This window comes from Methylobacter sp. sgz302048, from assembly GCF_052162025.1.
Lineage (GTDB): Bacteria > Pseudomonadota > Gammaproteobacteria > Methylococcales > Methylomonadaceae > Methylobacter.
Genome location: NZ_CP197401.1, coordinates 606,116 through 627,623 on the forward strand (window position 1 = coordinate 606,116; position 21,508 = coordinate 627,623).

The window sequence follows — 21,508 nt, forward strand, 5'->3', positions numbered from 1 at the left end:
AATTTAAGCGCTGACTCCATTTTGACGATGAACGACAATGACGTGCTGAGCCTCCTGTTCCTGCCTTCTGGCAACTTCTTGAATCTGATGTCTTTCCAGAAGCACGCCCAGGCTGATGTCTGTCAGATAATGGCGAATCTGCTCGCTCAGGCCCATCCATAGGTCATGGGTTAAACAGGCCTGGTTATTCTGGCAGTTGCCTTCACCGCCGCATTTGGTTGAATCGAGCGGTTCGTCCACAGCGGCAATAATATCGGCAATATTAATCTCGCTGGCTTTGCGGCTGAGTTTATAGCCGCCGCCCGGCCCGCGCACGCCTTTTACCATGCCGGCACGGCGCAGACGCGCGAATAATTGTTCCAGATAAGACAGGGAAATAGTTTGGCGAGTAGCAATTTCAGTTAGGGTAACCGGCTTTTTTTGGCTGTGAAAAGCCAAATCCAGCATAGCGGTCACGGCATAGCGACCTTTAGTGGTTAAGCGCATAAGACCATCCTTTATAAATACAATAAGTTCTCATTGCTATAACTATACTTAACCCAGCAAAATAGTCAACTTTTAAAAGGTTAATATTTTTGTGGTCAAATCGGGACCGCTATTGAAGTATTAAGCTATTATAATCATATACTTAATTTTTTCTTAAGAAAGAATCACCCAGCCATGAAAAGAATGGCGGTTCGTACGAATTGATGACAGGATAAGTACATTTATGCCTTCGGATATATCGTCAATCCGGAGGCATAAATCATTTATTAAATTTCTTCTTTCTTGTCTTTCACGTAGCTGTCTTCGATTTCGCAGCCTTCCAGATCGGGCACCGGGGGTTGCGAGTAGGCGATGCCGGCATCATTCAGCGCTTTTTTCATGGTTTCTATCTGCTCATCCAGCACATGAATATGATCGAGCATGCGGTTGATCGCGTTAGCGATAGGGTCCGGCATGTCTGCCGTCGCGCCATAGGCATCGAAGCCCATCTTGCTGGCGATTGCATCGCGCCCTGGTGTTGATTTTTTGGCCTTTGAATCGACGATATGGCCAGGAATGCCGACTATTGTTACGCCGGACGGTACGGATTTCAGTACGACCGAATTCGAGCCGATGCGGGCGCCTTGCCCTATTTCGATAGGCCCTAAAACCTTTGCGCCGGCGCCTATAACCACGCCGTTGTGCAGCGTCGGATGGCGCTTGCCTTTCTGCCAGGTCGTGCCGCCCAGCGTGACGCCGTGATACAGCGTGCAGTCATCCCCGATCACGGCGGTCTCGCCGATCACGACGCCCATGCCGTGATCGATAAAGAAGCGCCGGCCTATTCTGGCGCCGGGATGGATTTCGATGCCTGTCAGCCAGCGGCTGATATGGGAAATAAAGCGCGCCAGCCATTTGAAGCCGGCGTTCCAGCAATAATGGCTGAGGCGGTGAATCAAGATGGCGTGTATGCCGGGATAAGCCGTAATGACCTCAAAGACGGATTGCGCCGCCGGATCCCGTTCGAAAACGCACAGAATGTCTTCTTTCAATCTGCTGAACATATTACTGATTCCTTTTATGGCCCTGAGACATTCTCAAGATACCTCTAAGGATGTCCACCTCTTTAGTATCGAGCTGTGCACGATTAAAAAGCCTGCGCAGGCGCCGCATGATCGACTTTGATTTGTCAGGATGCATAAAGCCGATATCGGTCAAAGCCTCGTAGAGATGGTCATAGAACATCTCCATCTGCGCCGTCGTGGCCAGAGGATCCTCGCCCTTGTCGCCGATCATGATCTCGTGCGATTGGCCTGAGGCGACGAATAATTCATAGCAGATCACCTGCACGGCCGCGGCAAGATTCAGTGAGCTGTATTCGTTATTGCAGGGGATGCGCAGCAGGTAGCGGCACAGGTCCAGTTCATGGTTTTTCAGGCCGGAGTTTTCACGGCCAAAGATAATGGCCGCTTTAGCCGCCTGCGCCTCGGCAGCGAGCTTTTCGGCGCATTGCCGGGGCGTCAATTCCGGCCAGCTGATGGTCCGGCAGCGGGCGCTGGCGCCGATGACCAGTTGGCAATCGGCAATGGCTTCCTCCAGGCTTTGGCAGACCGTTGCCCGCGCAAGTATGTCATCGGCGCCGGATGCCCGCGAGGTTGCGTCAGCGCTCGGAAAAATCTTGGGCGCAACCAGCGACAGATTAGTCATCTTCATATTCTTCATGGCCCGGGCAACGGCGCCTATATTGCCTGGGTGCGAAGTTTCGACCAGAACGATTTTGATATTAGACAGCAACGTGTTGTCTCTTCGTGGAAAAAAGAGCCAATTTTAGCAAAAGATTTGGTATGCTATGGAGGTTTTCTACTTGCTCATTATAAATTCAGCCTATGCAACCAATGCTTAATATTGCCGTCCGCGCTGCAAGAAGCGCCGGCGACCTTATCGTACGCTCATCCGACAATGTCGGGCGTTTGCGCATCAACCAAAAAAGCAGGAATGACTTTGCCAGTGAGGTCGACCAATTGGCCGAACGGGAAATCATCAATATCATCAGAACTGCTTATCCCGATCATGCTATCCTGGCTGAAGAAAGCGGCGCGCACAAAGGCAATGATTTTGTCTGGGTGATCGACCCGCTGGACGGCACGACGAATTTTCTGCACGGTTTTCCCCAATACGCCGTTTCCATTGCCTTGGTGCATAAAGGCAAAATCGAAGTCGGTGTCGTCTACGATCCGCTGCGCGATGAATTATTCACTGCCAAACGCGGCAGTGGCGCAATGCTAAACAACCGACGCATCAGGGTAACAGCCCAGGCCGGCCTGGCGGGCGCACTGATCGGCACAGGCTTTCCCTTTAAGAATCTGCAGCATCTTGATGCTTATCTGGGCATGTTCCGCGCCATGTCGGATTCGGCCGGTATCCGCCGCGCCGGCGCTGCCGCACTGGATCTGGCTTACGTGGCCGCCGGGCGTCTCGATGGCTTTTGGGAAATCGGTTTGCACGAATGGGATATGGCGGCAGGCATCCTGCTGATCAAGGAAGCCGGCGGCGTCGTCACCGATTTTTCCTTCAATGATAAATACATGGAGTCGGGCAACGTGATTGCCGGCAATCCTAAAATGCATCAAATCATGTATCAGGCGATTGAGCCGCATGTGACGCCGGCTTTGAAATAACAATCCGGATAAACCACGAAGAACACGAAGTTTCTTTTGATTTTCTTCGTGACCTTCGTGGTTGATGGCAGGGTGTTTCCGGTTGTCTGGCTTCTTGTCAGACGGCCGGAGAAAGGCTTTAGTAGGTCAGCGTCAGCCCGACGTTGAACGAGCGGCCCATGCCGGGTACGGCAGTTCCGGCTATATACTGTCCTGTAACGGGATGTCTTTCGCCTATGTAAGTGCCGCCCAACGGTAGCGCATAGTTCTTATCCAGCAAATTGTCTATGCCGGCATCGACGCGCATGTGTTTCCAGTTGTAACTGCTTCGCAGATTCAGCAGCACAAAGCCCGCAGTTTTCGGCTCCAGGCGCACATCCTGTATATCGTCTTTGGCATCGACAAGCTGGGTTTCGACCGTATTGGTCCAGCCGCCCAGTCGGTGGTCTAGTGCGACCAGCGCATTGAACGGCATCTGTTGGTACAGGTTGTCGCCTGTATCGTTATTCTGTCCCCTGACATAACTCATTACCGTCCTGCCGGTCAGGCTGCCGTATTGGCTGGTTTCCAGCAACAGTTTACTGCCTGATACATCGACGCCGAACAGATGGGCTTCAAAGTTATCCAACTGCAGCAGATTAAAGCCGCCGTGCGACGGGCTGGCGCAAGTCAGGCCGTTGGCCGGCTGACACAGCTCGGCATCGATATAATTGTCGACGTTGGTGTAAAAAGGCGTGACCTTGACCTGCCAGTCTTCCTGATTCACGTCATGCCAGTCGGCGGTCGCGCTGATGGTATGAGCAACTTCGGGTTGCAGGTTGATATTGCCCACGTACCCATTGCCGTCGCCGACCCAGTTGTTCATGAACATATTCATCGGCATGACCATTGCGCCCATGCGGGTGCCGCGCGACCAGGCATAGCGCTCATACAGGCTCGGCGAGCGCGTTTTCCTGGCGACGCCGAATTCATAAGTCTGCATGTCATTGAAGGTGTAACGCGCCAGAGCCGTCCAGTCGATATTGACGTCGGTGCGTTTGTGCTTGGTATTGTTGAAGGCGACGGCGTCCGGCGTCAGCTTGCCGTAGTCCATGACATCGCCGGTATCCATTTCCACGCCGCCGACGCGGATGCCGATCTGGGTCAGCCATTGAGAGTTCCAGCGGGCTTCCCATTCGGTAAACACATCCAGCCGGTCGCGCTTGCCTTCGAAGATGTTCCAGAAGGGGCCGGGGCCCTGCATCATTTTCATCGAATCGGTGCCGATCGGATCCCACCAGTCGTTCAGGCGATAGCGCTGATATTCGCTGCCGACGGTCAGCAGATGCTTGTCGGTCACATCGATGTTGGCTTTGACCATCAGGCCTTGGTTGATGCCGTGCGTATCCATGGGCATGGTCCGGCCTGATTCGCCGCCTTTGTCCTTCAGGAAGTTCATCTTGTGCCGGGCGTCTTCATGGTAGGCGCGCGTTTCCAGATTACCCCAGTCGAACTGGCTCTTGGTGGAGATATTGGCGAACCAGCTGTCATCGCCGGTCATATCCATGCGCACATTGGGGAAGCCCTGGTAAGGAATGTTTTGCTGGCCTACCTTGATGACGGCGAGGTGCTTGTCGTTGCGCAAGGCCAATGACAGAGACTGGTTTTCGGAGCGATAGGCCGAAGAGCCGACGACGTCCTTGCCGTTGATTCTATTGACGCCGGTGAAATCGCCGCCGGCTTTGTAATTGCGCGATTGTACCGAGGAGCCCGTGTAAGTCAGCGACGCGTTCTCGTTGGCTATCGAAGCGGAAATATTGCCGCCGTAGGCGTCGCCGTTGCTGCGGTAGAAGCCTGACATCTGACCTCTGACCAAAGGTGCTTCGCCGGCCTCGGCAAATTCGGGGTCGGCCGAATTAACGCGAATGGTCCCGCCGATGCTGTCGCCGCCGAGGCTCACCGGCGTGATGCCGGCCAGTATCTGGGCGCTGAGGACGCTGGACGGCGCCACATAAGAGAGCGCCGGATTCATATGATTGGCGCAGGCCGAAATCAAATTCATGCCGTCTACTTGCACCCGTAACCGGTCGTCTGCCATGCCATGCAGAATGGGCCGGCTTGAAATGCCGCCACCGCCGGACAGGCTCATGCCGGGCACGTCGCTGAACATTTTGGCCGTATCGCTGATAGCCGTCCTGGATAGCGCTATCTTGGAATGGTCGAGATAAGAACCGAAAGGGATATCGATATTCGATGCCTGGCCTTTGATGATCATCGTATCCAGAACCATGGCGTCGTCCGCGCTTGTAGTCTGTTCTTTGTTCTGGCTGGCGTTGACGTCGGCTTTATCCGCAGTTACAGGTTCGGCAGCAATCCCGCTTCCTAAATAACTCGCTCCCAATAATAGTACGTACTTCTTCATTTTTACTTATTTATTAGTTAATAACTTTCTAATAATAAGCAACTTTCATACCATTATATTCAGTAGGTCATCAATTTTAGTATTCACTTATATAATTAGGAAGATATCTAGATTAAAATGTAAGTGAACGCTTATGCGCATGTAATATTAAGTTTACATTTGTGGCAAATGACATATTTTCATGTGTTAAATAACATAGTTTAATTATTTTCAATAAATCGTATGGATAGAGGGGCCGTGTTTCACCGGACGTAAAAGCGCAGCTTGATAGGCCTCAGCAAGAGGCTTTAATGATTTGGGCGGGACGGAATAGAATTTTTACAGGTGTTATGGCGTTGCAGGGGCAGATTTACTTGTACCCTGTAGGGCCATTCGATCCGAAACGCTGCTATTTTTAAAAGAGGTCATTAAGTGCGAATACCCTAAAGGGCACAAGTGAATTCGCACCTACGACGGCCTGGTCATGAAGATGATCGGCAGCGTCCATGTTGGTCCGGATTATTGGCCGAGGCAGGGGATGAAAATCGGCAGCAAGGCTGAGACACATCTGTAACTAACGGATCAGCCCGGTATCTAAACCGGTAAATAACAAAAGCGTCCTTGCGATACAGGCTGTTAAAAAAGCTCCAATGCCATCATCAACGCATCTTCGCGACCATTTTCAGCTGGATAATAGCCTTTCCTGATGCCTATTTCGTTGAAGCCCATGTTTTCATACAGGGCGATAGCGTTTTTGTTGGAAGGCCGCACTTCCAGGAAAACGGTTTCGGCTCGTTCCCTTGCCGTCTCAATCAGATGCTCCAACAGCTTCCGGCCAATGCCCTGGCCTTGCTCGGCAGGGTCTACGCAGAGGTTCAGAACATGCGCCTCACCGACGGCGATGGAAGCGATACAATATCCCAGCACTTTATCCTGCTCTTCGCAAACCCAGCAGTCATAGCGCGCTTTCAGGCAATCCTTGAAAATGTCTTCGCCCCATGGGAATGGATAGCCTCTTTTTTCGATGGCTGCCACGCTGGGCAGATCGGATACAGCCATTCTCCTAATACGCATTAAATCCTTTCTATTTACAGAGCCGGGAAATACCTTGGCATAGAATTCCCTGTCCGCATCATAAACCAGCCAATTTTTTATCTTGTCTAACATTGCCCGCATAATCAACCTTCTGTGTACGTCTTCATCGCCAACTGTAAATCCATCCAGGCTTTGCGCTTGTCCGGCAGTGACCGTAATAAATAGGCGGGATGATAAACCACAACGACCGGCGTTTCATCTAAAGTATGCACTTTGCCTCTGAGCCTGGCCAGCGGGGCCTCGGTTTTTAACAAGGCCTGGGCGGCAATACGCCCTACAGCCAGGATGATCCTGGGCTGAACAAGCGCCCGCTGCCGTTGCAGATACGCATGGCAGGCGTCAATCTCGTCCGGTTTGGGGTCGCGATTGCCGGGCGGCCGGCATTTCAAAATATTGGCGATGAAGACATCCTCCCGGGCCAGTCCCAGCGCGCGCAACATTTCCGTCAGCAGCTGTCCGGCCTTGCCGACAAATGGCTGGCCTTGCAGATCCTCACTTTGTCCGGGCGCTTCGCCGATCACCATCCAGTCGGCCTGTTTGTTGCCGGTGCCGAAAACGGTCTGGGTGCGCGTCTCGCACAAGGCGCATTTCCGGCACGCCGCTACTTCGGCTTGCAGAGACTCCCAGTTATCCGGTCCGGGTTGCGCCGGCTCATGATCAGTCGGCGCTAGTGCGGCAGCCTCCGGCGCTGCATTATCAATGAGCAGCTGCTCATCCCTGTCGGGCGCAGGCGCGGCTCTGGGAACCCAGACATCGATGCCCATCGCCTCCAGATATTGCAAGCGCAGCGCGTTATCCATGACAGTTCACTATAAGGCTAAACATCACCTTTCTGCGGATGCCGGCGCTGATTCGGCGTCTGCAGCTTATTGATGGCGTTGACATAGGCTTTCGCCGAAGCAATCACGATGTCGGTATCGGCGCCCAGGCCATTGACGATGCGGCCTGCTTTTTCAATGCGTACCGTGACTTCGCCCTGGGCGTCGGTGCCGTTGGTAATGTTGTTGACTGAATAAAGCTCCAGTGCGGCTCCGGATTGCACGACCTCTTCGATGGCTTTAAGGCTGGCATCGACAGCGCCGCTGCCGCTGGCCTTGCCCATGATTTCCTGATTGTCGATGCGCAGGGCGACCGTCGCGTTAGGGATTTCTCCGGTTTCGGAGCAGACCTTCAGCGAAATCAATTTGACATGTTCGTCTTCGGCTTCAAAGCCGACTTCCGATATCAGCGCCTGCAGGTCTTCGTCGAAAATATCGTGCTTTTTGTCGGCCAGTTGCTTGAAGCGGAAAAAGGCATCGTTCAACTCTTCTTCGGAAGAGAATTCAAAGCCCAGTTCGGTCATGCGGCTCTTGAAGGCGTTGCGGCCGGAGTGTTTGCCCATGACCATGCGGTTGGCGGTCCAGCCTACATCCTCGGCTCGCATGATTTCATAAGTTTCGCGGCTTTTCAGCACGCCGTCCTGGTGAATGCCGGATTCGTGCGCGAAGGCATTGGCGCCGACGATGGCCTTGTTGGGCTGCACAGGGAAGCCGGTAATCGACGAAACCAGTTTTGAACAGGTGACGATCTCGCGCGTATCAATGCCTGTCTGGCAAGCAAACACATCCTGACGGGTGCGGACCGCCATGACGACTTCTTCCAGCGAGGCATTGCCGGCGCGCTCACCCAGGCCGTTGATCGTGCATTCGATCTGGCGTGCGCCGTTCATGACCGCCGACAGGGAGTTGGCAACGGCCAGTCCCAGGTCATTATGGCAATGGACCGAGAAAATGGCCTTGTCCGAATTCGGGATGCGTCTGATCAGGTTGGCGATCGTCTCGCCGAACTGCTGCGGGATGCTGTAGCCGACCGTATCGGGGATATTCAGTGTCGTGGCACCGGCATCGATGACGGCTTCCAAAATGCGGCACAGAAAGTCCTCTTCCGAACGTCCGGCGTCTTCGGCTGAAAATTCGACGTCATCGGTATACTGCCGCGCGCGTTTTACGGCTCTGACCGCATACTCGATCACTTGCTCCGGCTGCATCTGCAGTTTCATCTGCATATGAATCGGCGATGTCGCGATAAACGTATGGATGCGCGAACGGTTGGCGCCTTTGAGCGCCTCGCCGGCGCGATCGATATCCTTGTCCAGCGCTCTGGCCAAACCGCATACGGTACTGTCTTTAACGGCTTTGGCCACGGCCTGAACGGCTTCGAAGTCGCCGATGCTGGCGATAGGGAAGCCAGCCTCGATAACATCCACTCTCAAACGCTCCAGCGCCTTGCCAATCCTGACTTTTTCATCACGCGTCATGGAAGCGCCGGGGCTTTGTTCGCCATCGCGCAAGGTAGTATCGAATATAATTAACTTGTCTTTCATAGGGGCTCCATGCATGGAGAACTATCAGCGGTTCCGCTGATAGCGATTAGTAAAGAGGGTTTAAACAAAGTAAGAGAGAAGAATGCGCCCGTCAGGGCAGGAATCTTAAAGATAGACACAGCAATGCGCGCGGCCCTGGCCCGTCAGGCAGGGTGACAGTAAAAACGTTGTTAAAAGGCATAACGGGCTGGATGGACATGATCATGACTATACGCGAATGACACGGGGCTCTCAAGCAGATTTTTTACGGTTTGCGCCCCTGCAGCCGGCGCTTGCGCATGACCAGCGTAATGACCGGTCCTGAAATCGCGTACGCCAAAAATAATGCAAACAGCATGATCTGAGGCTGCGCCATCACGAAAGCGATGCCCAGCATAACGGCAGTGGCCACAACAAATGGCACTTTGCCTTTCAAATCGATTTCCTTGAAGCTGGAATAGCGAAAGTTGCTGACCATCAGCAATCCCGTGCTAATCATCAACACGATGGCGACATATTTAAGCATTTCAATGTCATAGCCATATTCCAGGCAGATCCAGATAAACCCGGCCGGAATGGCGGCCGCAGCCGGGCTGGGCAACCCCTGAAAATAGCGCTTGTCGGCAGATTCGACCTGGGTGTTAAAACGCGCCAGTCTTAAGGCGCCGCCGGCCATATGGACGAAGGCCGCGAACAGGCCCAGCTTGCCGAGGCTGGAAAAAGCCCACATATACATGACCAGAGCCGGCGCCGCGCCGAACGAAATCATGTCCGACAGACTGTCGTATTGCACGCCGAATTCGCTCTGCGTATTGGTCAGGCGCGCCACGCGGCCATCGAGCCCGTCCAGCACCATCGCAACGAAAATCGAAATGGCCGCGGTTTCGTATCGTCCGCCCATCGCCGAGGTAATGGCATAGAAGCCGGCAAACATGGCTCCCGTAGTGAACAGGTTAGGTAACAGATAAATGCCACGGCGGCGGCGATTAGGGCGCTTTTCAGAGGTCATAAAGGTCAATCGGTCCTTGCTTTGTCTATAAATAAAAAACAGTGTACGGAATTATACAATGAGCCCACCGGACGGGCATAAATTAATAACCGGCGCCGGGTAATGATCCGACACTTCCATACAGGCAGTATCGATTAGTACTATGACCGCTTCATGTCAGAACATCGGGTATTGTTTTAATCCTCGTATCGGGGACGTCCGCTGAGCTCAATCGGTATCACACAGGAATAACCCATGGGCCTCTTGGCCAGGTATTGCTGATGATAGTCCTCGGCGTAATAGAATTCTCCGGCCGGCCGAATTTCGGTTGTTATTTCTCCGCGTCCTGCCTCTGTGAGGCGCTGCTGGTAATGGTCTCTTGACTCAAGCGCCTCCTCGAATTGCGCACGAGTGTAAGTGTATATGCCTGAGCGATATTGCGTACCGATGTCAGGGCCTTGCCGCATGCCTAGGGTTGGATCGTGGGCTTCCCAGAACAGCTTCAGCAGTTCGCTATACGAGGTCAAAGCCGAATCGTAAATGACCTTTACGACTTCGGCATGGCCGGTCAGTCCCGTGCAGACTTCCTCGTAAGTCGGGTTGGGCGTATAGCCGCCGCTGTAGCCGACAGCCGTGCTGTATATGTGCGGATGCTCCCAGAATTTCTGCTCCGCGCCCCAGAAGCAGCCCAGGCCAAACAAGGCCTGTTCCATGCCGGGCGGGAATGGCGGCAGGATTGGATTGCCGGTAACGAAGTGATGATTGATGACGGGCATCGGTGTATCACGGCCGGGCAATGCGTTCGCCGGGTCTGGCAGTACGAGCTTTTTTGATGAGATAATCATAGCTATAGCCCTTCGTAGGTGGATTAGGAACTGTTTGAACACAGGTTACTCTGATCTGATATGAGAATAAAGCACATACAATTAACTGGAGAATCATGATAGAGCAAGATGTTTTGCGCCGCTTTTTATTCGAAGACATGGGCGTGCGTGGTGAATGGGTCAAGCTGAGGGACAGCTGGCAAGCGGCGAAGGCGCATCAGCAAGGCCCGCAAAACGTGATGCAGCAGTTGGGGCAGGCGCTGGCGGCGGTCACGATGTTGTCCGCGACCGTCAAATTCAGAGGTTCGATGATTATGCAGGCGCAGGGCGACGGCGACCTGAAAACGCTGGTGGCGCAGTGCACGCATGATCGAAAAATCAGAGGGCTGGTAAGAAGCGCCGACAGGGTGTCAGGCAGTACGCTGGAGCAGATGTTCGGACACGGGCGCCTGGTGCTGACCATAGAGCCTGAAAATGCCGAGCCTTATCAAGGCATCGTGCCGCTGCAGGGCGCAGGTCTTGCAAATGCCCTGGAAACTTATTTTACGCAGTCGGAGCAGTTGCGCACCCGGCTGTGGCTGTTCGCCAACGATATGCAGGCGGTCGGTTTGCTGTTGCAGGAGCTGCCGGCTCAGCAGAGTTACCGGTCTGATTGGGACCACATCGAGATGCTGGCAAACACCGTGACTGAGCAGGAGCTGATGACGCTCGATTGCGGACAGATGCTGCATCGTCTGTTTCATGAGGAAAAAGTCAGACTGTTCGATTCCGAGCCGGTTGAATTCAAATGCGCCTGTTCCCGCGAAAGACTGGAACGGACCCTGTTGGCGCTCGGGCGGGCGGAGCTGGAAAGCATTCTGACAGAGCGGGATGTCATTGAAGTAGGCTGCGAATTCTGCGGTGCACATTATCGTTTTGACAAGGTTGACGTGGAAGGCATTCTGTCCCAAGAGAAGACAGCGAATGGGCCCGAAACGCGGCATTAATAGCGTCGTCATGAAGCGAGGACTCCGCCTAATCGGCCTGCTGGCGCTGGCCGTCTCATTGACCGGCTGCATTTACTGGCTGCGAGCCTATCAGACTTATCTGCAAATGGGCGAATTCGACCGCTACTTTAGCGTGGTGGCGGCCGATGATTTCACGCTGGAATTTAAAAAGCCGATCATGTACAGCCAGGATTTTGTATCACTGGCCAAGCTGTATCCCAGCGAGAATGATGCAACTCCGGAAGGGCGGCGCTTCCGGTACTGGTTTCGCAAGGTCGATAGCCACAACCAGGTGATTAAGCCTGAGATCAAGTTTTATTCCGAATTGACTTTCAACAAGGAAGACCGCATCACCTCCTGGTCTTTCTCGCCTTTGTTCCTGCAAATCGCGCCGCCGAAGTTTCTGGAAGTGTCGCTGCGTTCGATTGGCGGTGCCGAGATCGATAAGGAAAAACAGCAGCTCCGGGCCAATACTGACCTGCTAGAAAAGATTTCCGCCGATCTGCCCAGGAAACCGGCCGTCATCGCGCATTTGGGGGCGCCGCTGGAAGTGCAGGTGGAAAAAGAAAACGAAGTGTATGTCTATCATTTTCTGCTGGAAACCCATGGCATAGAAGAGGGCTATGAAGACCGCGCCTTAAGCGAGGTAAAACTGACTTTCGATAAATCGACTCAGGAACTGGTCAGAATGGCCGGGCGTTTCGCGGGCCTTAAGGTATCGATCAATTACCGGAAGTTTCTTGATAATGCTAGTGAATCGGCAAAAGCTTCATAAACCGGCGTATCTGCGCCTATCGCTCGTCAATTTTTAAAAGCCTTGGCGAGCGCCTGCTTTCAGTCGGCACCATCCCCATCAATGCGATTCGAATCGCAACAGAAGATGCGCACTCATTAAGCCGTATCGACAGGTGAATGAAAGGGATTTATGGGCATTCAGAATGAGCAATTAGCGTGTGGGCTGGGTTGCCAAGCCCAGCATGGACGGCAGAAATGCTGGGTTAGCAATCCAGCCTGCCGTCGCTAAAAGCTGCGATGTTTGGCGTGGCAAACGGGATAAAATCTTCCTTGCGTAACATCATTTTTTAAGAAATGTTGTTTGGTCAATGACCGGTTCGATTTCTAATTGAAATGCGGCGCTGATGAAAAAAGCGACCAGCGTCTTAAGGACATGGCTTTTTTAAGGCGGTCGGTAGCCATTTGCATAGCCGCCTCACGAGGAGTGATGCGGCTACACTAACCCGGACACACAACTTAAAATAACCTGAAAAAGATAGTGTGTCTAAAAATGAGCGATCAAACTAAAAAACCCAATAGCTATGCCTCAGAATTTAAAGAATCGGCTGTTAAGTTGGCTGTTGAATCAGATCAGCCAATCGCCCAGACAGCGAGAGATTTAGGATTGAATCCCAATACATTACATACTTGGATCAGTAAGTATTCAAAACCGAAAACGGCCATCGAAAGAACGGATGAACATATTTATGATGAAGTTAAACGGCTGAAGAAAGAATTAGCCTGAGTCACTCAGGAGCGGGATTTGTTAAAAAAGGCTACCGCGTACTTTGCGAAGGAAATGCAGTGAAGTGCGCCTGGATAGCCAAGCATTCCGAAGACTTCCCCGTCGCTGTGCTATGTCGGTTCATGAGCATTTCACGGAGTCGTTATTATGAATGGCTCAATTCGCCAAAAACAGAGCGGGCCAAGGAAAATGAGCAATTGCTTGTAATACTGAAAACGTTGTTTCAAAAAGGCCGAGGAACCTATGGCACACGGCATCTTAAAAAGAAATTCGCTGAGCAAGGTATCGTGGTGAGTCGGCGACGGATTGGCCGGCTTATGAATCGGGCGGGAGTGGCCTGCAAAACCAGGAAAAAATTTAAAGCGACAACAGACTCCAAGCATACCCAGCCGACTGCCCCTAATTTACTGAACAGACAATTTACAGTCTCACAGCCTGATCGCTATTATGTCGGCGACATGACCTACATTGCCACTCAGGAAGGCTGGTTATATTTGGCTGTGGTGATTGACTTGTTTTCCAGAAAGGTCGTCGGCTGGTCAATGGACAGCCGGATGAAAGCACAACTGGTCAATGAGGCTCTGTTGATGGCTATCTGGCAGCGTAAGCCAGATAAAGGGTTGATATGGCATACCGATCGCGGCAGTCAATATGCTTCCGATAGTCATCGCGCTATTTTAAAGGCGCATCACGTCATTCAATCCATGAGTCGTAAAGGAAATTGCTGGGATAATAGCGTCTCTGAAAGCTTTTTTCATACCTTGAAAACGGAATTGACGCATCACTGTCAATTTAGGACTCGTGAGGAAGCTAAGCAGGCGATTTTTGAATATATTGAGGTCTTTTATAATCGAGAACGCCTGCATTCTGCCAATGACTATTTGTCACCGGTAGACTATGAAATACAGCAAAAAGCTGTGTAACAATGTGTCCGGAAAAGTGTTGACACATCAGGATTAGATACAGCCATCAGGCCCGGCACATTTTGTTCTTTGAAATGTTCATAGCGCTTTTGAAACCGGAGCGCGATTATGAACGTTCAGCCAAAGTTTTCTTTAGTCGGTTGCTTTGATCGCTCTATTACCCTATAGTCTTCTGTTTATGTCCAATCGGGCTGTATGCCTCGATGGGTGATTGCATAATAGATGAAGCTCTGTGTGTACATGATCATGGTTGCAGTTGGAGCGGTATCTCACTGAAGTTTAAGGTTTAATGGAAGAGTTATTTATCGGTTGGCTCAAGGAATACGGTTACATTATCCTGTTCTTGTGGTCCATATTAGAAGGTGAAATCGGCCTGATCATGGCCGGAATCATGTCTCATACTGGCGATATGCAGTACTTCATGGCGGTTTTCGTGGCCGGCCTTGGCGGTTTCGCCGGTGATCAAATTTATTTTTATATCGGCCGTTTTAACAAAGGCTTTATTCAGCGCAGACTGCATAACCAGCGACGCAAATTTGCGATTGCGCATTTGCTGCTGAAAAAATACGGCTGGCCCATTATTTTCATGCAGCGCTATATGTATGGTTTGCGTACCGTCATTCCCATGTCGATAGGTATCACCAAATACTCGGCAAAGCAGTTTGCGTTGATCAATCTGCTCAGCGCTTGGGTATGGGCGGCGATTACGATAACCCCGGCCTATTTTTTCGGCGCGGAAATATTGAACATACTGGCCGTAGCCAAGCAGCATTGGTATTTCGCGCTGCCCGTAGCAGGCGCTTTTCTTTACGCGGTTTATACCTATTTCCACAAACTGGAGCAGCATTTATTGCAAAAGCGCCAGAACCGTTTCTCGAATTCATAGCGAGACGGATAAAGAATTTTTGAATCCCGCTAAAACATTTTTCATTACCAAGCTCACGAATCACTGCATGGGCAAATGACCGGATCATTCTCTATCTGTGCATGCCGTTCGTGATTTTCGCGATCATTCTGTATCTAAAATTTTCATAATTTTGTAAGCACTGGCGACGAAGTTAATTGGCGAAAATAGGTCATGGTTTCCGCTCAATTGTTGTGCTTTTTTCCTGTCTCTACCCGTTCTGGCCCAGCAGGCTAGGACGTGCCATGGCGTTAGCCGTAGTACGGTTTATTTACCCTGGTCAGGTTTTAGAAAGAGCGGCTGTTTACGATGCACGCGTAAAAATCTGGACCTGATCTAACGGGTCTCAACAAAATCTGACATTGAAAGTCTGAGTTCGACCCCAAGCGGAAATTCGCCAGTTTCCTTTGAACGTCAGGTTATCGTTCTCTTAAGTCATTCAAACTACACCAGACTGTATTCCTATTAAAATCCTCAGTAGAAATATTTTTTTGTTTGTGCTTTTATTCTTTCAAATTTAAAAGCTAAACCTATTGTAAGGTAGGGACAGAAAGTTTGGGATCCTGTATCTAGAAAAGCCGAGCTGACGAGTGAGACCATCGTAAGGGTTTCGCAAGACAGGTCGGCTTTTTTATTTTGCGCGAATTTATTTTGTACGAATGAGTCCCACCTGTAGCAGCAAAAAATGGCGACGCGCTTGGTTTTATAACCCGCAGCGTCGCCATTCGTACTTGGGCTATAAAAGCCCCAATCAGTATGAGCCAGAAGTGGTTACATTACAAAAATCGCTTAACTGGCTACTGGATTGGTGGATTTCACTTGACCACCTCACAAAACCAACGACGAGGAGGAAGAACTATGAAAAGCGATATTCGATACGATCTATGTCTGTGCCCTTGGTTGTGATAGTGGTCCTGGCGCTGGTCGCATCCTTTGCGGGGGCCCAGGAAACTCCTCCGGGATCCTCGATCTCGCTGCCCGACTACAACGGTTCCGGTTTGGTGAGGTGTTTCGGGTAGAAGCCCCCTCCCTGCAAGGGTCACATTACTGTCGTGGGCGACAAGCCGGGATTCTTTATGTTTGCTCGGTGAGTGTCCGGCAGCGGCGCATGCCACATTATCTTTATAACTGAAGAAAGGAGGAAACAATGAAAGTATCTACCTGGATCGGTATTTTCGGCTGCCTCATGACACTCTCGTTCCTGATCAATCCCGATGTCGTTCGCGCCCAGAATTTTAATTATCGAGGCTGTGCGTGGCCGATCGAACTCTCGCCCGAAGGATCTGGTAACGTGCAGGGCCCTGACGGTGCAGCCCGATATTGGGCCATGCCCTTTGATACGCAGTACGAAACAATGACAATCAAGGGCACCTATCCCAATATCCGGTTTTTTTCTTTTGCCGCTTACGAAACGATAGATTACGACCCTCTAAATAATACAAATAAGGGATTCCACCTCGCAGAACATCATCTGTACGATGCCCAGATCACCCCCGATCCGGGCAGCACCAACCCGTTCGTCCCACCGGGCGGTCGCAACGGCAACTATACTGTCACAATCTCGCGTAACAGCACGAGTTCGGGGAATACAATCGGGGTTTCCTCAGACCTTACTTGGGTAGTCCTGCGCATGTATGTAGCGGACGCCGATCCGTCCCAGAGCGGTCAAAGTCTGATGGGCGGGGTGCCGCTCCCCACCATAACAGTGACGGACCAAGCTGGTGCCAGCAAGCAGTTGGAGGCCTGCTTCCCGATCAACAAATGGTTGGATGCGAGTGCCTTTGCCCAATTTCTCTTCCCACCCGCGGTCGATTTGAGCATCGATGAAGGCATGCCCTCCTCCGATCGGCTCTGGTTTGCGTCACCTTTAGATCCGCCGTCGATTCTATGGCCTAATCCGGATGGTAAATACATGATGATGTGGCCGGGGAACAAATACCAACCCGGGCGGATCATTGTCATACACGGCAAAGCTCCGGGTTTCCCCGGCACATTCGAGGGTTCTCCGATTTGGAGGCCGGCGCGGGGCTTCCGGACCGTCGACATGCGGTATTGGGCCGTGTGCGAACAGGACTTTGCGCCGCCGCTTTCGCTGGTTGGTTGCGTAACCGATCTGACAACTCGTCTTGAAGGCGGCTATTATACGATCGTCATAACGGACGATCGGCAGCGCCCGGACTGGTTACGGCCTAATGTCAACTGGCTGCCGTATGGGGATGAGCAGTATCCCAAGTTTGTGGTTATCCGCAACATGCTGCCTGCGCCCGATTTCCCCTATGCTATCCAAAATGTCTGGGCGGCTCCCCCCGACCACTACTGCACGTTTGATCTCTCGTTCCCGAACGTTCCAGATCGAACGGCTCTGGACGAAAAGGGGCCATGCGCCAAGGAAGTGATGGGTGATTATTACCCGGACGCCGTCTGGTGCGATAAATCGACATTCGTACATGGCGGCTGGCAAGCCTGCCTGAAAGGGCGATAACAGCGACTCTCCCGGGAGGTGGAAAATGAAAAGAGTTGAAAGTCTCGTAATCAAATCGCTCGTCTTCCTGGCGATAGCCAATCTCTATTTCGTCATCGCACAGGCTCAGAACACGCCGCAACCAGTGGCACAATTCGGTGAAAAAACGAATAATAGCCCCCATAACTTTCCTAATGCACCTCAGGAATTTGTCGTGTGTACTGGATGGCACGCCCTTTGTTCTGCATCCTATGACTGCAAAATGAATGGCGACAAGGCTGACTGCGACTGCTTGAGGGTTAACGAACCCCATATTGTTGAAACAGCTTCAATCCAGGATACAGCGGTCAAACACCTGACGCAGGCCCAATGCACTACTAGACATCCGTGCAATGCAGATCAAGCTCCAGTTTGTAAGGCCATCACTTACGGACAGTATGAAGTTGATAATGTCACGTATGATTGGGTGTCAACTTTTTCTTATCGTGGATGGTGCAGTCTCTTGCAGGTTAAGCCAAAAGCCTGTGACCCGAGTGCAGCGGGCTACACCGGGGATCTATATTGGGCCGTCTGCGACGGCGCTCCGTGCACGGAAAACCAGAATCCATCCGATCCAGATAAGCTCTTGAGCTGTCAGTGCCGGGTAGAGAACGCACGGATCACACCGTTTCTGGGAACCAATGGCAGTTGCACCGGCGACAATGGCGGGATAATGTCAAGCTCTCCGCTATGGACATGGGATTTCCAAAACAACAGATACCGGATTCCTTTGCCTGGCATGGAATACGTACAGGGTGCATGTGCCCCGTTGGAATCCGATCCATTGCCGCCGCGATGATCTAAGTTCTCGTATGCACAATAGCGGTTACTTGGCTGCTCAGCGAGAGCTTTTCATGATTAGACATTTCGAAACGATGTGTCTAATGTTTTTTTATCGCTGTCTTTTCGAATGACAAAAATGTAGCGATTACCGGCCATTATCCATACTTTCTTGAGAGACAGGTAATGGCACAACCAAGACAATCAGTCTTATTCTTCACGATTCAAGTTCAAATTTAACCTTATTTCAGAACCTGCCAGGCCAGGTTCAGATTTCTACATCCCTAAAAACCGTATCGGTTATTTTTGTGATTCAGTTCACAAAAACGATAAATAACAGCCCATTCTTATTCCGACTAAAATACTTGGTATATACTCCATAACAAGGGTTAACGAGAAATGCCCTTGTTTCAATAGCTGTTTAGTATGACGTTGAATGGCTAAAAATTATAAAAATTAGAAGTTCATATTAGGTAGGTAACATGTCACATGATTTTGACAAATTAACGCACTATGCCAAATCATTCAGCGAATTAACGCCTGAACGAGAAGCCTTGTTGATCAAGGTGGGCGAACAGATCAAACCCAAACTGGCCGGAATTACCGAAGATTTTTATCAACACCTGCTCACCATTCCGCAAGCAGCGACTTTTCTCGGAGGGCGGGTTGAATCATTGAAGAAAACCCATACTCTCTGGATGGAGGGATTATTTAGCGGGCCTTTCGATAAAACCTATACCGAACACATGTACAAAGTGGGCGATGTGCATGTCAGAGTTAATTTGCCGGTTGAGTTTATGGCGGGCGCCATGACCTTGATCAATCAACGCCTGATCGGCCTGATTGTGGAAACCTACGGTCATGATAAGGAATACTGCGCTCAGATACTGGTTGCGATCAATGCCGTGACCGGCATGTCGCTTTTGGTGATGCAGCAGTCGTATCAGGCCGCCAGTCTGGCCGAGGAACTGGAAAAATTTCTCAAGATTTCCGGAATGAGCCGTGTATTGTTTACCAACCTGGCTAACGCTTACAAAGATAAATAGGAGATTTCAATGCGTTCAGATATGTTAGTTTCGGTATTGTCGGATTTGAGCGGCACTTCTGCGGATATTGAGGCGGCAGGCGTCATTTCGACCGACGGTCTGATGATGGCTTCGGTACTGCCGAATTCAATGGATGAAGACCGGGTCGGCGCCATGAGCGCCGCGATGCTGTCGTTGGGCGACCGTACCGCACAGGAACTGGTCCGTGGAGAATTGGAGCAGGTGCTGATCAAAGGCGATTCCGGTTATGTGTTGATGACTTATGCCGGCAAGGAAGCGGTGCTGACCGTAATGGCCAAGCCCAATGCCAAGCTGGGATTGATTTTCCTGGATGTCAAAAGAGCCGCCGGCAGTATCGCTGAATTGCTCTGATTGCCTTTAAGTAACCCAAAAATCCAACACCTGCTATAAGCATAAGAAATAGCCGGGTCTGTAATGTAGAGGCACGGATTCAATGTATCGGAAGCCGTAGATTGGATTGATGCGAAAATCCATTCTACGGCGCTTTGATAGGGATTAGCCTTGAAAAGAAACCGAAGCGCTGATTGAAGCAGCGGTTTAGTCTGCCAGAGAAAGGCCGCTAGGCACTTTTTTAGGCGCGGTAGATCTGAGATCCAGGCTGCTAGGGTCGGTCAGGGCATGTAAATAATCCAGCAGCAGCTTGACTTGTGCATCTGTAAGCGCAACCGGATTGATTTCTATACTGTTCGCCAGGTTGAAGCGGCTTGTTGCGTCGTTATGAACAATAAAGTCCTGTTCATCCAGATCCGAGCGGGACGGCAGAACGGCTTGGGAGACGTCATAGTCCTCAAGACTTTGCTCCGGATTCAGATGGTGTCTGACCACGGCTTCCAGAGTATTGTAAGCCCCGTCATGCCCCCATGGGCCGGTCAGCGCTACGTTGCGAAGGCTAGGGGTTCTGAATTTATACCGGTCATTGGCATCGCCTGTAACCTGCTCCCTGCCGTAATCATCATGCCCTTCAAAGCCATCGCCTTTTCCTGGACCAATTTGCGGCATGCCCAGTGCATGAAAGGCATGATCCGTTTGGAATTTTCCTGAATGACAGCTGGCGCATCCCGCCTTATTGAAAATTTTCATGCCTTCCACAGCGTTTTTGCTCATTGCAGTAGTTTGCCCCATCATATAGTAGTCGTAAGGGCTGTTATCGGCTCTGTACGCGGCGGCTTCGAAAGCGCCGATGGCATTGGTAATATGAGAATAGGTCACCTGCTCAGGGACTTTCAGGCCAGGATAAGCCTGGGCAAAAAGAGTGCGGTACTCCTCAATGGCCATGATCCGCTGAGTCAAAAGATGCCACACTAGAGGCAAATTGCCGGCCGCGGCCGCATCGGCCACTTCATTTTCACCGGCTTGTCCGGCCATTTCCGTATTGGAGGTAGGAGGAAAAGCCGCCTGCGCAGAAAGCGCATTGTCCACGCCCAGCAAGAATGCATCGCCTGCCGGCGTTCTGAAGCCGCTTGGCGCAGTGCTGTCTTGTTCAACGCGCCCGTCATGGAATACGCGGACAAATTCACTCGCGCCCAGGTTAAACACGAATGGTGCATTGCGGGGCACGCGTTCGTGTATGGCGTCACTGCCGGTTCCTGTGTCACGCATGATGCCCAACCCTTTGCCGCCTTCGCCCACGCCTAACGACAGACCGTCTCCGGTAGCGGCCAGGGGATGATGGCATGTGGCGCACGAGGTATTTTTGTTGCCTGACAAAATCTTGTCGTAAAACAGAAATTTGCCCAATTGCTCTTTGGCCGCGTTCCTGGCCGGAAAGCCGGCGTCATTGGCGGGGACGGCAAAAGTTAAAGACGGAGTCAAGGCCGATAGCACGAGCGAAACGGCGGAAACCATGGTCTTCAGTTTTAATCGGGAAGATAAAGCAAAATGTATCATCGTAATCTATCCGTTATTGTTAGTAGAACTGCCATGAATGCGCGAGGGATACATTACATAACCGAATAGACTGATGAATTTGATTAGTTTAGTAATGCATAATTCGCATTACTAGATTAAGCAAACTCTATACCATAATAAATAAAACGATATAAAACAAATGCAATATTGAAATATGCGGGGAAAATATTA

At 51.4% G+C, this 21,508-nt stretch carries 19 protein-coding genes and 1 riboswitch; of the genes, 9 read left to right on the top strand and 10 right to left on the bottom strand.

What is annotated here, in order from left to right:
• Positions 1-3 precede the first annotated feature (3 nt).
• The 3 genes from ACTNE6_RS03120 to ACTNE6_RS03130 form a co-directional block, all read right to left on the bottom strand.
• Positions 4-486: an Rrf2 family transcriptional regulator gene (locus ACTNE6_RS03120; RefSeq protein ID WP_194971532.1), complete on the bottom strand. Its 483-nt coding sequence runs from the start codon at positions 484-486 to the stop codon at positions 4-6.
• A 266-nt stretch (positions 487-752) separates the two neighbouring features.
• A complete protein-coding gene (gene cysE / locus ACTNE6_RS03125; protein WP_194971533.1) occupies positions 753-1,529 on the bottom strand; it encodes a serine O-acetyltransferase in 777 nt (258 codons plus the stop codon).
• A 1-nt stretch (position 1,530) separates the two neighbouring features.
• The gene (locus ACTNE6_RS03130) at positions 1,531-2,259 is read right to left on the bottom strand and encodes an RNA methyltransferase (protein WP_442498552.1); all 729 of its coding nucleotides are present in this window, start codon (positions 2,257-2,259) and stop codon (positions 1,531-1,533) included.
• A 92-nt stretch (positions 2,260-2,351) separates the two neighbouring features.
• On the opposite strand from ACTNE6_RS03130, the gene ACTNE6_RS03135 reads away from it, so the two are divergent.
• Entirely contained in the window at positions 2,352-3,143 is a 792-nt protein-coding gene (locus ACTNE6_RS03135; RefSeq protein ID WP_442498553.1) for an inositol monophosphatase family protein, read from the top strand.
• Positions 3,144-3,261: 118 nt separating this feature from the next.
• Here the strand turns inward: ACTNE6_RS03135 and ACTNE6_RS03140 are convergent, their stop codons facing one another.
• The 6 genes from ACTNE6_RS03140 to msrA form a co-directional block, all read right to left on the bottom strand.
• Positions 3,262-5,523, bottom strand: coding sequence for a TonB-dependent receptor domain-containing protein (locus ACTNE6_RS03140; protein WP_442498554.1), 2,262 nt, complete (start codon positions 5,521-5,523; stop codon positions 3,262-3,264).
• A 615-nt stretch (positions 5,524-6,138) separates the two neighbouring features.
• Positions 6,139-6,678: a ribosomal protein S18-alanine N-acetyltransferase gene (rimI, locus tag ACTNE6_RS03145; RefSeq protein WP_194971537.1), complete on the bottom strand. Its 540-nt coding sequence runs from the start codon at positions 6,676-6,678 to the stop codon at positions 6,139-6,141.
• A gap of 2 nt (positions 6,679-6,680) precedes the next feature.
• The gene (locus ACTNE6_RS03150) at positions 6,681-7,397 is read right to left on the bottom strand and encodes a uracil-DNA glycosylase (RefSeq protein WP_442498555.1); all 717 of its coding nucleotides are present in this window, start codon (positions 7,395-7,397) and stop codon (positions 6,681-6,683) included.
• Between the two features lie 17 nt (positions 7,398-7,414).
• Positions 7,415-8,959 carry a 2-isopropylmalate synthase gene (locus ACTNE6_RS03155; RefSeq protein WP_442498556.1) on the bottom strand — a complete coding sequence of 515 codons (1,545 nt, stop codon included), beginning with the start codon at positions 8,957-8,959 and terminating at the stop codon, positions 7,415-7,417.
• A 244-nt stretch (positions 8,960-9,203) separates the two neighbouring features.
• A complete protein-coding gene (gene pssA / locus ACTNE6_RS03160) occupies positions 9,204-9,947 on the bottom strand; it encodes a CDP-diacylglycerol--serine O-phosphatidyltransferase (RefSeq protein WP_194971540.1) in 744 nt (247 codons plus the stop codon).
• Between the two features lie 176 nt (positions 9,948-10,123).
• The gene (gene msrA / locus ACTNE6_RS03165) at positions 10,124-10,771 is read right to left on the bottom strand and encodes a peptide-methionine (S)-S-oxide reductase MsrA (RefSeq protein ID WP_442498557.1); all 648 of its coding nucleotides are present in this window, start codon (positions 10,769-10,771) and stop codon (positions 10,124-10,126) included.
• Between the two features lie 95 nt (positions 10,772-10,866).
• Here msrA and hslO point away from each other — a divergent pair, with 95 nt between their 5' ends.
• From hslO to ACTNE6_RS03205, 8 genes are all read left to right on the top strand, one after another.
• The gene (gene hslO, locus ACTNE6_RS03170; RefSeq protein WP_442498558.1) at positions 10,867-11,736 is read left to right on the top strand and encodes an Hsp33 family molecular chaperone HslO; all 870 of its coding nucleotides are present in this window, start codon (positions 10,867-10,869) and stop codon (positions 11,734-11,736) included.
• The gene (locus tag ACTNE6_RS03175; protein ID WP_442498559.1) at positions 11,714-12,511 is read left to right on the top strand and encodes a hypothetical protein; all 798 of its coding nucleotides are present in this window, start codon (positions 11,714-11,716) and stop codon (positions 12,509-12,511) included. Before hslO ends, ACTNE6_RS03175 begins: the two co-directional genes overlap by 23 nt.
• A gap of 510 nt (positions 12,512-13,021) precedes the next feature.
• A protein-coding gene (locus ACTNE6_RS03180; protein WP_442498560.1) for an IS3 family transposase occupies positions 13,022-14,178 on the top strand; the annotation gives its coding sequence in 2 pieces (ribosomal slippage) (positions 13,022-13,253 and positions 13,253-14,178; 1,158 coding nt in all).
• Positions 14,179-14,467: 289 nt separating this feature from the next.
• Positions 14,468-15,064 (top strand): DedA family protein, encoded by a 597-nt coding sequence (locus tag ACTNE6_RS03185; RefSeq protein ID WP_442498561.1) that lies wholly within the window; start codon positions 14,468-14,470, stop codon positions 15,062-15,064.
• Between the two features lie 531 nt (positions 15,065-15,595).
• A riboswitch (cyclic di-GMP riboswitch) is annotated at positions 15,596-15,673 on the top strand.
• 556 nt (positions 15,674-16,229) lie between these two features.
• A complete protein-coding gene (locus ACTNE6_RS03190) occupies positions 16,230-17,564 on the top strand; it encodes a hypothetical protein (protein ID WP_442498562.1) in 1,335 nt (444 codons plus the stop codon).
• A 25-nt stretch (positions 17,565-17,589) separates the two neighbouring features.
• Complete coding sequence (locus ACTNE6_RS03195) at positions 17,590-18,381, top strand: hypothetical protein (RefSeq protein ID WP_442498563.1); 792 nt, start codon at positions 17,590-17,592, stop codon at positions 18,379-18,381.
• A 463-nt stretch (positions 18,382-18,844) separates the two neighbouring features.
• Positions 18,845-19,408, top strand: a complete 564-nt coding sequence (locus tag ACTNE6_RS03200; protein ID WP_442498564.1) for a protoglobin domain-containing protein — start codon at positions 18,845-18,847, stop codon at positions 19,406-19,408.
• Between the two features lie 9 nt (positions 19,409-19,417).
• A complete protein-coding gene (locus ACTNE6_RS03205; RefSeq protein ID WP_194971728.1) occupies positions 19,418-19,780 on the top strand; it encodes a roadblock/LC7 domain-containing protein in 363 nt (120 codons plus the stop codon).
• Positions 19,781-19,966: 186 nt separating this feature from the next.
• Here ACTNE6_RS03205 and ACTNE6_RS03210 read toward each other — a convergent pair whose 3' ends face one another.
• Positions 19,967-21,316, bottom strand: a complete 1,350-nt coding sequence (locus ACTNE6_RS03210; protein ID WP_442498565.1) for a cytochrome-c peroxidase — start codon at positions 21,314-21,316, stop codon at positions 19,967-19,969.
• Between the last annotated feature and the right edge of the window lie 192 nt (positions 21,317-21,508).